General features: G+C 66.1%; 9 protein-coding genes. 6 read left to right on the plus strand and 3 right to left on the minus strand.

Annotated elements, in window-relative coordinates:
• Positions 1-5: 5 nt before the first annotated feature.
• Positions 6-1,601: a diaminopimelate decarboxylase gene (locus BW11_RS08490; RefSeq protein ID WP_140445199.1), complete on the plus strand. Its 1,596-nt coding sequence runs from the start codon at positions 6-8 to the stop codon at positions 1,599-1,601.
• Positions 1,602-1,730: 129 nt separating this feature from the next.
• Here BW11_RS08490 and BW11_RS08495 read toward each other — a convergent pair whose 3' ends face one another.
• Together BW11_RS08495 and nagE are read right to left on the minus strand one after the other, a co-directional pair.
• Positions 1,731-2,249 (minus strand): PTS glucose transporter subunit IIA, encoded by a 519-nt coding sequence (locus BW11_RS08495; RefSeq protein ID WP_052119133.1) that lies wholly within the window; start codon positions 2,247-2,249, stop codon positions 1,731-1,733.
• A 43-nt stretch (positions 2,250-2,292) separates the two neighbouring features.
• A complete protein-coding gene (gene nagE, locus BW11_RS08500) occupies positions 2,293-3,831 on the minus strand; it encodes an N-acetylglucosamine-specific PTS transporter subunit IIBC (protein ID WP_140445198.1) in 1,539 nt (512 codons plus the stop codon).
• Positions 3,832-4,260: 429 nt separating this feature from the next.
• Between nagE and BW11_RS08505 the strand changes: the two genes are divergently transcribed.
• The 3 genes from BW11_RS08505 (at position 4,261) to BW11_RS08515 (ending at position 8,206) form a co-directional block, all read left to right on the plus strand.
• Positions 4,261-5,577 carry a homoserine dehydrogenase gene (locus tag BW11_RS08505; RefSeq protein WP_043165815.1) on the plus strand — a complete coding sequence of 439 codons (1,317 nt, stop codon included), beginning with the start codon at positions 4,261-4,263 and terminating at the stop codon, positions 5,575-5,577.
• 13 nt (positions 5,578-5,590) lie between these two features.
• Positions 5,591-6,694, plus strand: a complete 1,104-nt coding sequence (locus tag BW11_RS08510) for a homoserine kinase (protein ID WP_140445197.1) — start codon at positions 5,591-5,593, stop codon at positions 6,692-6,694.
• A gap of 66 nt (positions 6,695-6,760) precedes the next feature.
• Entirely contained in the window at positions 6,761-8,206 is a 1,446-nt protein-coding gene (locus BW11_RS08515; protein ID WP_140445196.1) for a Maf family protein, read from the plus strand.
• A 12-nt stretch (positions 8,207-8,218) separates the two neighbouring features.
• Here the strand turns inward: BW11_RS08515 and BW11_RS08520 are convergent, their stop codons facing one another.
• Positions 8,219-9,277: a LacI family DNA-binding transcriptional regulator gene (locus tag BW11_RS08520; protein WP_140445195.1), complete on the minus strand. Its 1,059-nt coding sequence runs from the start codon at positions 9,275-9,277 to the stop codon at positions 8,219-8,221.
• Between the two features lie 282 nt (positions 9,278-9,559).
• Here BW11_RS08520 and BW11_RS08525 point away from each other — a divergent pair, with 282 nt between their 5' ends.
• Together BW11_RS08525 and BW11_RS08530 are read left to right on the plus strand one after the other, a co-directional pair.
• Complete coding sequence (locus BW11_RS08525) at positions 9,560-10,843, plus strand: enolase C-terminal domain-like protein (protein WP_043165800.1); 1,284 nt, start codon at positions 9,560-9,562, stop codon at positions 10,841-10,843.
• A 187-nt stretch (positions 10,844-11,030) separates the two neighbouring features.
• Entirely contained in the window at positions 11,031-11,822 is a 792-nt protein-coding gene (locus tag BW11_RS08530; protein WP_043165798.1) for an SDR family oxidoreductase, read from the plus strand.
• Positions 11,823-11,917 lie beyond the last annotated feature (95 nt).

An 11,917-nucleotide genomic window follows, 5' to 3' on the forward strand; every position in this document is an offset into this window, starting at 1 on the left:
GCATCATGCCCATCACCCCCATCTGGCCGGCCGCCTCGAGCGTCGACCCCGTGACCGGCGCCGCCCTGTTCCACGGGCGCACCGCCGAATCGCTGCTCGACGAATTCGGCTCGCCGCTCTACCTGATCGACACCGACGAGGTCGAGAACCGCGCGAAGACCTTCGTCAAGGCCGCCGCCGACGCGTTCACCACGTCCACCACGCATGTGAGCTTCGCCGGCAAGGCGTTCCTCTCCAAGGAGATCGTGCGCATCGTCACCTCCGCCGGCATGCTCGTCGACACCTGCTCGATGGGGGAGATGCGCATCGCCCTCGCCGCCGGCGCCCCCGGCCGCCGTCTCGTGCTGCACGGCAACAACAAGTCCGACGAGGAGATCGAACTCGCCATCGAGCAGGGCTTCGCGAAGATCGTCATCGACTCGCCCGACGAGCCGGAACGCATCGCCGCGATCGCCAAGCGACTCGGCAAACGCGCCAAGGTGATGCTGCGCGTCACCTCCGGCATCCACGCGGGCGGCCACGAGTACATCTCCACCGCGCACGAGGACCAGAAGTTCGGCGTCCCGTTCCTGCCCGCCGGTGCGGACACGTCCGCGCTCGCCGTGCTCGACGATCTGGACGACGTGACTCCCGCCGCCACCAACGCGCGACTCGCCGAGACCGAGGAGACGTCCCCTGCCGGCCACGAGCGCCAGCTGCGCTACGACGTCAAGTACCCGTACGACCTGAGCCACGAGGAGGTCTCCGAGAAGGACCGGGCGCTCGCCGCCGCGATGAGCATCGTGGCCGACGGCCCCGCGCTCGCGGTCCTCAAGGACATCCTCGCCCATGACGACACGCTCGAACTGGTCGGCATCCACTCGCACATCGGCTCGAACATCCATGACGCCGACGCGTTCATCCAGGCCGCCAAGCGCATGATGCTCCTGCGCAAGACCTTCTACGCGACCGACGCCTACACGCTGCCCGAGGTCGATCTGGGCGGTGGCTACTCCGTCGCGTACACCGACGGCGAGGATTCGATGGACGTGCGCGTCGAGCTCAAGCGTCTCGCCGATGCGGTCGCGGCCGTCAACCGTGCGCTCGGCATGCCCGCGCCCGCGATCAGCTTCGAGCCGGGCCGCTGGATCGTCGCCCCAGCCGGCGTCACCCTGTACCGCGTCGGTACGGTCAAGCCCGTCACGCTGGGCGCGCACGACGGCAAGCAGCCGACCGACAGGGACGGCAATCCGATCTCGGAGCGCGTGTACGTCTCCGTCGACGGCGGCATGAGCGACAACATCCGCCCGGCCCTGTACGGCGCCGACTACACCGCCCGACTCGCGAACCGCCGCGGATCGGACGAGACGATGCTCGCCCGCGTGGTCGGCATGCACTGTGAGTCCGGCGACATCGTCGTGCACGAGGTGCGACTGCCCGCCGACACGCATCGCGGCGACATCCTCGCCGTGCCCGTCACCGGCGCGTACGGCCGCACGATGGCCAGCAACTACAATCAGGCGCTGATCCCCGCGGTCGTGGCCGTATGCGAGGACGGCGCGCATCTGATGCTGCGCCGCCAGAGCGTCGACGACCTCCTCGCCCTCGACGTGAGCGAGTGATGTCTGAGCGAGCCAACCACGCCGCGATATGACGAATCCGTCTCGCCGGGAAGCCTCCCAGCGAGACGGATTCGTCATATCAGGCCGGAAACCTCTCGTCTCCGAGCGATTCCGTCCTTGCGGCGGCCCCTACTTCACCGTCATCGAGCCGACGGGCTGGCCGGCGGCTACGGTTTCGGGGGCGTCGAGGTCGAGCGAGGCGATCGCGGCCGGGTTGGTGAACACGACGATCACGTCGGTGGGCTTGCCCGCGTCCTTGACGGCCTGGAGGTCCACGCGCTCGATCGGCTTGCCGGCGGTGATGGTCTGGCCTGCGGCGACGAGCATGTCGAACGGCTCGCCGTTGAGCTGGACCGTGTCGACGCCGATGTGCACGAGCACCTCGACGCCGCCCGGCGTGGTGATGCCGACCGCGTGCTTCGCGTTGGCGACGGTCGTCACCGTGCCGGAGACCGGCGCGACGATCGTGCCCGACGTGGGCGCCACGGCGAAGCCGTCGCCGAGGATCTTCGCGGCGAACGTGTCGTCCGGCACCTCCTCGACCGGCTTGTAGGTGCCGTCGGCCGGCGAGACGATGGCGAGCGTCTTCGACTCGGCGGGCTTGGATTCGGCTTCGTCCTTGTGGAACAGTCCAGAGAACAATCCCATGGTGATCCTCCTTGATATGGGTGCGTGATGCCTCGCGGCGGCGTCACGCCTTCCGGTGGATATCGGTCATAGCATCGCACACGGCCTGCACCTGCGTGCCGACGATGACCTGGATGTTCTTCTTGTCGAGCACCTTGACGCCCGGCACCAGCTTGCGGATCGCGTCCACGTCCACCTTGGAGGTGTCGTTGACGCCCATGCGCAGACGGGTGGTGCAGTTCTCGATGTCGACCACGTTGGCCTTGCCGCCGAGCAGCTCGTAGAGCTTCGCGGCGAGCACGGAGTCCTTGTCGCCCTTCACGGCGGCAGCGGCGGCACCGGCACCCGGCGCATCGTCGAACGCGGCGGAGGAGATGGACTCGTCGTCATCGCCACGGCCCGGGGTCTTCAGGTTGAACTTCTTGATCATGAAGTCGAACACGAAGTAGTAGATGACCGCGAACACGAGACCCTGCACGATCAGCATGAACGGCATATGGGCCCTCGGCACGTTGAGCGAGAGGAACCAGTCGATGAAGCCGGCGGAGAAGTTGAAGCCGGCGATCCACTGGAACGCCGCCGCGATGAACACCGACAGGGCGGTCAGCAGCGCGTGCACCACGTACAGCGGGAACGCGGCGAACATGAAGGAGAACTCGAGCGGCTCGGTCACGCCGGTGAGGAACGCGGCGAGACCTCCGGCGAGCATCAGGGAGCCCACGGCCTTCCTGTTCTGCGGCTTGGCGTTGCGGTAGATCGCGAACGCGCCGGCCGGCAGACCGAACATCATGATCGGGAAGAAGCCGGCCTGGTACATGCCGGTGACGTACTGACCCCACGGGTGGAAGCCGCCGGTCGCCAGAACCGCGGCGGTCTTGCCGTCGAGGCCACCGGTGCCGCTCCAGAACTTGGTGATGTCGTCGATGCCCGCGAGGTTGAACCAGAACACGTTGTTGAGCGCGTGATGCAGACCGGTCGGGATGAGCAGACGGTTGAAGAACGCGTAGATGCCGGCGCCGACCGCGCCCATGCCCATGATGGCCTCACCGAAGGCGACCAGGCCGTTGTAGATGAGCGGCCAGATGAACAGCAGCAGCAGCGAGATGACCGACATCAGGGCTGCGGTCAGGATCGGCACGCAGCGGCGGCCGGAGAAGAACGCTAGGAAGTCGGGCAGCTTGGTCTTGTGGAACTTGTTGTACAGCGAGCCGGCCACGCAGCCGACCATGATGCCGAAGAACACGTTCTTGTTGCCGATGGCGCCCGCGGCGAAGGCCGCCGGCGGGTTCTCGCCGTCGAAGCCGAGGAACATCGAGGCCGATCCCATGATCGTCGTGACGGTCATGAAGCCGACGAGACCGGAGAGGGCCGAGGCGCCGTCGCGCTCGCGGGCCATGCCGACGGCCACGCCGACCGCGAAGAGCAGACCGAGGTTGTCGAGGATCGCCGAGCCGGTCTTGCACAGGTACGCGGAGACGACGTTGTTGCCGCCCCATCCGCTTGGGTCGATCCAGTATCCGATGCCCAGGAAGAGCGCTGCCGCAGGCAGACACGCGACGGGCAGCATAAGCGCGCGGCCGAGCCGCTGAACGTATGCCTTCATTTTTCCTTATACCTCCCTCTTGAGGGTTTCGAGCGATGTGGTACTTCCTTCTGCGTCATCGCTCGCCGCGCACGTACCGTCGTTGGTCCGGCGCCGCGTTAAGTTACCGCAGCATCGCTTCAGCGACCATCGTACGCTATGCGCAACATACGTCGCAACTATTTCGTTAAGAGACTATGCGTTAATCTGCCCGAAATCCGCGATGCATACGTATGCCTGAAATCCCGCACGGCTACGGCCGTCTCGATTCCGCTTCGCGCTTGTTCGGACGCGGCCGACGGCTATATTCGTTAAGGAAGTTGTCAATCGGCGTGTCGGAAAGATTCCGTAGGATGGAGTCATCCGACATCGCCGTGATGTGAATGCGATACTGGTGTTGGTCCCATGTTCCATGGGGCCAATTGCAGATTTTTCAGGAGGATTCGTACAGTGGCTTTCGATAACGCAACCCCCATCCGCGTCGGCCTGCTGGGCGCCGGCACCGTGGGCTCCCAGACCGCCCGTCTCATCGTCGAGCAGAAGGACGAGCTCGCCGCCCGCATCGGCCGCCCGATCGAGCTGACGGGCGTGGCCTGCCTCGATCCGAAGGAGACCGAGAAGTTCCCGTGGATCGACCAGTCGATCGTCACCACGGACACGATGGGTGTGGCCACAAGCTCCGACATCGTCATCGAGCTGATCGGCGGCACCACCGTGGCCCGCACGTTCGTGCTCGCCGCGATCGAGTCCGGTGCCTCCGTCGTCACTGCGAACAAGGCCCTGCTGGCCAAGTACGGTCCGGAGATCTATGCCGCGGCCGAGGCCAAGGGCGTCGACATCTACTTCGAGGCGGCCGTGGGCGGCGCGATCCCGTTCCTGCGCCCGCTTCGCGAATCCCTCGTCGGCGACAAGGTGACGAGCATGCTCGGCATCGTCAACGGCACCACCAACTACATCCTCGACGAGATGACCGTCAAGGGCCTCCAGTTCGACGACGTCCTGAAGGACGCGCAGGCCAAGGGCTACGCCGAGGCCGACCCGACCGGCGACATCGAGGGCTACGACGCGGCGAACAAGGCCGCGATCATGGCCACGCTCGGCTTCCACACGCCCGTCACCATCGACGACGTGTCGGTCGAGGGCATCACCGCGATCACCGCCGACGACATCGCCGCCGCCACCGCCGAGCACAAGGTCATCAAGCTGCTCGCCGTCGTCGAGAACGGCGAGGCCGGTGTCTCCGCCCGCGTCTACCCGGCGCTCATCTCCGAAAGCCATCCGCTCGCCAGCGTGCACGGCTCCTTCAATGCGATCTTCGTCAAGGCCGAGGCCGCCGATGACCTCATGTTCTACGGCCGCGGCGCCGGCGGCGCTCCGACCGCCTCCGCCGTCGTCGGCGACGTCGTGACGGTCGCCCGCCACATCGCTGCGGGCTGCACCGGCCCGTCCATCCCGCTGTACAAGGACCTGAAGAAGGCCCCGATCAACGCCTCCAAGGCCGCGTTCGCCGTGCGATTCCTCATCCACGACAAGCCGGGCGTGCTCGCGGCGATCGCCGCCGAGTTCGCGAAGAACGGCGTGTCGATCAACGGCGTCAACCAGGACCTGAAGCCCTCGCTCAAGGCTCCTGGCTACGACGGCGAGGTCCAGCAGCTGCGCCTCGTCACGCACCTGACCGACGAGGTCACGCTGCGTGAGACGGTCAAGGCCGTGCAGGCCCTCGACTTCGTCACCGGTCAGCCGTCCATCCTGCGCGTGCTGGACTGAGGCACGGCGCGCGATGAACCCCATCTGCAACAGCGTCCACGTACGCGTTCCCGCGACGAGCGCGAACCTCGGCTCCGGCTTCGACACGGTCGGCCTCGCGCTCGACTACCACGACGAGCTCACCTTCACCCTCAACGACGATCCGTCCGACGGCGTCGCCCACGTGACCATCCACGGCGAGGGCGAGGACACGCTCCCGCGCGACGAGACGCATCTGGTCGTCTCCACGTTCCGCCGTGCGTGCGCCACGCTCGGCCTCGGCCGTCTCGGCTTCACGCTCGAGGCGACGAACAACATCCCGCAGGCGCGCGGCATGGGCTCGTCCGCCGAGGCGATCGTCGCCGGCATCGCGGCGGCGGCCGCGTTCGCGCAGCCCGGCGAGCTCAACCGTCCGGCCATCTTCGACATGGCCGCGGTCATCGAAGGCCACCCGGACAACGTCGCGCCGGCCGTGTTCGGCGGACTGACCGTCTCGTGGGACTTCACGACCGCCGAGGGCGTCGGCTCGGTCGCCATCCCCGGCGGCGAGCCGCTGCACGGCGGCTTCCACACGATCAACTACCCGGTCGATCCGGCGATCACCGCGGCCGTGTTCGTGCCCGACTACGAGCTGTCTACAGAGAAAGCGCGTCAGGCGCTGCCCAAGGAGATCCTGCACAAGGACGCCGTCTACAACGTCTCGCGCGTGGGGCTTCTGCCCGCCGCGATGAACCCGGTCGTGCTCGCGCAGGCCGCGGCGCAGGGCGGGGCCGAGTCGCTGGGTGCGGGTGTCTCGGGTGTCTCGGGCGTCGCCGGCACCGCGACCGCCGTCAGCCCGGCCGCGTTCGCCACGGCCGCCGCGCAGGCCAACGCGCTGCTGTTCACCGCCACGCAGGACCGTCTCCACCAGCCGTACCGCGGAGGCCTGATGCCGCCGTCGACCGAGCTGATCGAGCTGTTCCGCTCCAAGGGCTACGCGGCCGCCGTCTCCGGCGCCGGCCCTTGCGTGCTCGTGCTGCACTACGGCGACTCCCGCGCCGCGATCGACGAGGTCGCCGCCTCCCAGTTGGCCTCCGGCCACTGGAAGTCCCTGCATCTGCCGATCAACACCACCGGCGTCGAGATCGAACGCAGCTGATCATCATGTGAAATCGATGGCTCCTTCGACATGAGGGGGCCATCGGCGTATCAAAGGAGTCGTCCCATGTCCGTTCCCGTGATTCTGGCCTCCAAATCCCGCCCGCGCCGCGACGTGCTGTACTCGGCCGGTGTCTGCCCGACGATCCGCGTCTCGCACGTCGACGAGCCGGCCGCGCTCGAGGACTTCGCGCGCGAGCACGGCGTCACGGTCAATGATCTGAGCGTCGAGCAGCGTGTGACGGTTCTCGCCGGTGCGAAGGCCGACGCCGTCTACCGCGCCTACCGCGAGGTCGCCGCGACGGCCGCCGCCGCGACCGGCGAGCGCGTCATCGCCTACCCGCTGCGCGCCGAGGAGGTCATCGCCGAGGACGAGGCGCGCGAGGCGTCCGCCGCCGTGACCGTCGCGCCGGAGTCGATCGACTATTCGAAGGACACGATCGCCACGACGCGCGACTTCTCCGGCGTCGACATCCCGACCGTCACCGAGCCGATCTCCAACGTCGTCGCGCTTCAGCCGGGTCTGACGCGCGCCGAGGTCGGGCCGCTGATCATCGGCTGCGATTCGATGTTCCTCATGGACGGCGAATGCTACGGCAAGCCGCATAGCGCCGACGTGGCGCGCGAGCGCCTGCGCCGCATGAGCGGTGCGACCGGCGAGCTGTGGACCGGTCACTGCGTCATCGACTTCGCCTCCGGGCGTGTCGCGCGCGGTGCGAGCCGGGCGATCGTGCATTTCGCCGAGTTCTCCGCTCACGACATCGAACGCTACATCGCCACCGGCGAGCCGCTCGAGGTGGCCGGATCGTTCACGCTCGAGGGCTTCGGCGGCGCGTTCATCGAGTCGATCGAGGGCGATCCGCACGGCGTCATCGGCATCAGCCTGCCGTTGCTGCGCCGACTGGTCGGCGAGCTCGGCGTCGCATGGACGGACCTGTGGAACGTGGTGCGCGGCGAGAGTGAGCCCGGCGTGTTGGGCGCCGACGGCAAGGAGCTGCCGCCGAAGGAGAACGTGCATCAGCCGGGCGATGGCTGGGTCGACTGCGCGTGCGGCCGCAAGCACTGGGGCACCAACGGCGCCTCCGGCATCCTTTTGGCCCGTCGCGACCCGCGTAGCGGCGAGGTGACGCATGTCGTCATGCAGCATCGCGCGAAGTGGTCGGCCGAGGGCGGCACCTGGGGCATTCCGGGCGGGGCCACCGCCGACGGCGAATCGCCGATCGAGGGCGCGCTGCGCGAAAGCTACGAGGAGGCGAACATCACCCCCGAGGACATCGAGGTGGTCGGCTCCTACCGTGAGGACCACGGTCCGTGGGCCTACACCACGGTCTTCGCGTTCGAGCGTCCGGGCCGTGCCGTCCTGCCGCACGCGAACGACGACGAAAGCATGGAGATCGCGTGGATGCCGCTGGCCCGCATCCCGGATCTGAAGCTCCTGACCGCGATGAAGACCGACTGGCCGCGTTTCGAGGCACGACTGAAGTCCCTGGCCGCCGCCTATCAGGGCAGGTAGAGCCCTTTAGGCCTAGGCCTCCCGCGGCGGTACCGTGCTTTCGCGCGGCACCACGCGGGTGGGCAGGATCACGTGCATTTCGGTCGAGCGGTCCTCGCGGGTGTCGACGATCATCTGGACCGCACGCTGGGCGATCTCGCTGAACGGCTGATGGACGCTGGTCAGCGACGGCATCAGATACTCCGAGGGGAAGATGTCGTCGAAGCCCATCACCGACAGATCGTCCGGCAGGTGCAGCCCGTGTTCGCGGGCGGCGCGGTAGGCGCTCACCGCGGACAGGTCGTTGCAGCAGAAGATCGCAGTGGGGCGGGGGAGATTGTCGTTCGACGCGCCCGATCCGTCGCCCATCTCGATCAACTCGCACGCCGCCTGATAGCTCGATTCGGCGGGGAAGTAGTCGCCCTGACGCACGTACGCCTCCGGCAGTGGCACGTGCGCCTGTTCGAGCGCCGCCTCGAAGCCGCTGTATCGCGCCAGCCCGGTCTGCAGGCTCTTGGGGCCGCGGATCACGCCGATGCGCCGGTGCCCGAGCGAGAGCAGATGTCTGGCGGCCTGGTATCCGGCGGTCCAGTTGTCGATCGCCACGCTCATCACGTCCGTGTCGACCGTGTCGATCGGGTCGATGACGACGACTGGGATGTTGCGCGTCTTGAGCAGTGACTTCGCCAGATCGTTGAGCCCGCCCATCTGCTGGAGGATCACGCCCTGGGGGTTGCGGTCGATGATGCCGCGGAAGCATTCCTCGGTGGCGTCGCCGTTGTTGGTCTGCGTCACCGTGATGGCGAGTCCTGCCTGCTGCGCCCAGTACGAGGCGTATTTGATGAGTTCCATCGTGCCGTTGTGCGCGATGTACTCCACCACCAGTTCGATGGTGGGGGAGAGCTTCGTGCTCACCAGCGGGCGCGAGTAGCCGTGCTCGTGCAGCACCTTCTCGACCTGACGCCGTGTCTCGTCGGAGACGCCCGGGCGGCCGTTGATCACCTTCGATACGGTCGACGCGGAGACGCCGATCAACTGGGCCAGTTCGCTGACCTTGAGTTTGGGGGAGTCGTCGCGGGCATCATCGTCCATGATCCCCTCCTTTGCATTCTGTTCTGTTCTGTTATCTCGGTTATCGCCCCCGCACTTCCTGGCTTCGCCCGGATGCCCGTGCTTCATTCACCGTACATGGGCGGTCCGATTGCGGCGGCTGTTCGGTGGTGTATCCATTATTGCGTATCAGTTCACGGTTTTTCGTGTTTTTCCCTGTTTCTTCATTTTATCTGACAAAAATTTCGTGAGTCGCATTGCACTTTTCGTGTTTCGCGATTATCCTGAAACCATCGGTCAGCAACGGCAAAGGAGCCCGAACACATGAGTACGATCACCCAGGTCAAGACCTACGATTTCCGATTCCCCACGTCGACCACGCTGTCCGGATCGGACGCGATGAACCCCGATCCCGACTACTCGTCCGCATATGTCGAGATCTCCACCTCCGCCGACGACGGTATCAAGGGCGTCGGCTTCGTGTTCACCATCGGCCGCGGCAACGACGTGGTGTGCAAGGCCATCGAATCGATGTCGCAGGTGCTCATCGGCCGCAACGTCGAGGAGCTGCTCGACAACATGCGCATCGCCTGGGACCTGTTCGTCCACGACTCTCAGCTGCGCTGGCTCGGCCCCGAGAAGGGCGTCGAGCACATGGCCATCGGCGCCGTGCTCTCCGCGCTGTGGGACATCAAGGCCAAGCGCGCCGGCAAGCCGCTGTGGCTGCTCCTGTCCGAAATGGAGCCCGAGGAGCTCGTCGCCACGCTCGACTTCCGCTACCTGACCGACGCCCTGACGCCCCGGGAGGCCATCGAGATCCTCAAAGAGGGGCAGAAGGGCAAGGCCGAACGCATCGCCCACCTCAAGGAGGTCGGCTACCCCGGCTACTCCACCGCCGCAGGCTGGCTCGGCTACTCCGACGAGAAGATGGTCGCGCTCGCCAAGGAGGAGACCGAAGTCAAGGGCTTCAAGCAGATCAAGCTCAAGGTCGGTCACAACATCGACGACGATCTTCGCCGCCTCGCCAAGGCCCGCGAGGCGATCGGCCCGGACGTGCGCCTCGCCGTCGACGCGAACCAGGTGTGGGACGTGCCCACCGCCATCGCATGGATCAACAGGTTCCACGACTTCGACCTCGCATGGGTCGAGGAGCCGACCAGCCCGGACGACGTGATCGGCCACGCGACGATCGCCCGCGCCATCAACCCGATTCCGGTGGCCACCGGCGAGCAGATGCAGAGCCGCATCCTCTACAAGCAGTACCTGCAGGCCAACGCGTTCGGCATCATGCAGATCGACGCCACGCGCGTCGCCGGACCGCAGGAGATCGTCCTCGAATACCTGATGGCGAAAAAGTTCAACAAGCCCGTCTGTCCGCACGCGGGCGGCGTGGGCCTGTGCGAGGCCGTATGCCACTTCGCGATGTTCGACTACGTCGCCGTCTCCGGCACGATGGACGGTCGCATGATCGAATACGTCGACAACCAGCACGAGCATTTCGTCCACCCGACCGAGATCAGGAACGGCAACTACGTCGCGCCTCTCGCCCCGGGCAACGGCACCGAGATGACGCTCGAAACGGCGGAGAAGTACCTGTACAAGGGCTGAATCGCCGTAACCATCACACTTCCCGCCCTCGGGCGGGGCATAACTGAACATAATTGAACATACCCATAACTGAACATAACTGAACATAACCGCAGACAACAATCCGTCCGGGGCGCCGCAGCCCCGGACGGGCGTGCATGGTCCACATGCACGCAACCGCAGCATAAGGATGGACGAAGGAGTTCCCATGGATCTGCATCTCGAAGGCAAGGTCATCATCATCACCGGCGGCTTCAAGGGCATCGGCAAGGGCATCACCCTGCAGCTGGCCCAGGAGGGTGCGATTCCGGTGGTCATCAACCGTTCGGACGACGCGCTCGAGGAGTTCAAGAAGGACATCGAACAGTACACGACCAACTACGACGTGCACCTGCTCGACCTGAACGACACCGACAAGATCGCGCCGATCGTCGAGGAGACGTACAAGAAGTACGGCCACATCGACGGCATCGTCAACAACGCCGGCAAGAACGACAACAAGGACCTTGAGACCACCAGCTGGCAGGAGTTCGAGAAGTCGATCCACGGCAACCTCACCCACTACTACGAGCTCGTCCACGCCGCGGTGGCCTACCTGAAGGAAAGCCACGGCGCGATCGTGAACATCACCTCGAAGACCGCCCTGACCGGCCAGGGCAAGACCAGCGCCTACGCGGCCGCCAAGGGCGCGATCCTGGGACTCACGCGCGAATGGGCCGCGGCCCTCGTCAATGACCGCGTGCGCGTCAACGCCATCGTCGTCTCCGAATGCTGGACCCCGCTGTACGCCAACTGGATCAAGACCTTCGGCGATGAGGCCGCCCAGCAGGCGCGTCTGTCCCTCATCACCGACAAGATCCCGCTGGAGCACCGCATGACCACCCCCGAGGAGATCGGCAACGAGGCCGCGTTCCTGCTCTCCGACCGTTCAAGCCACACCACCGGCCAGTGGGTCTTCGTCGACGGCGGCTACGTCCACCTCGACCGCGCCCTGAGCTGACGAAAACGGTCCGGTGTGCCGTCGCGTGATCGATCCTCGATCGTGACGACACCAGCGAAACGGTTCGATGAAGACCGTTTCAAGCCCGTTATAAT

Origin of the sequence: Bifidobacterium sp. UTCIF-38, assembly GCF_006454495.1 — a bacterium.
Lineage (GTDB): Bacteria > Actinomycetota > Actinomycetes > Actinomycetales > Bifidobacteriaceae > Bifidobacterium > Bifidobacterium callitrichos.

Excerpts from the sequence above, each read along its gene's own strand:
- BW11_RS08525 (WP_043165800.1), top strand. The coding sequence starts at position 9,560 with ATGAGTACGATCACCCAGGTCAAGACCTACGATTTCCGATTCCCCACG.
- BW11_RS08530 (WP_043165798.1), top strand. The coding sequence starts at position 11,031 with ATGGATCTGCATCTCGAAGGCAAGGTCATCATCATCACCGGCGGCTTC.
- BW11_RS08515 (WP_140445196.1), top strand. The coding sequence starts at position 6,761 with ATGTCCGTTCCCGTGATTCTGGCCTCCAAATCCCGCCCGCGCCGCGAC.
- BW11_RS08495 (WP_052119133.1), bottom strand. The coding sequence starts at position 2,249 with ATGGGATTGTTCTCTGGACTGTTCCACAAGGACGAAGCCGAATCCAAG.
- nagE (WP_140445198.1), bottom strand. The coding sequence starts at position 3,831 with ATGAAGGCATACGTTCAGCGGCTCGGCCGCGCGCTTATGCTGCCCGTC.
- BW11_RS08490 (WP_140445199.1), top strand. The coding sequence starts at position 6 with ATGCCCATCACCCCCATCTGGCCGGCCGCCTCGAGCGTCGACCCCGTG.
- BW11_RS08510 (WP_140445197.1), top strand. The coding sequence starts at position 5,591 with ATGAACCCCATCTGCAACAGCGTCCACGTACGCGTTCCCGCGACGAGC.
- BW11_RS08520 (WP_140445195.1), bottom strand. The coding sequence starts at position 9,277 with ATGGACGATGATGCCCGCGACGACTCCCCCAAACTCAAGGTCAGCGAA.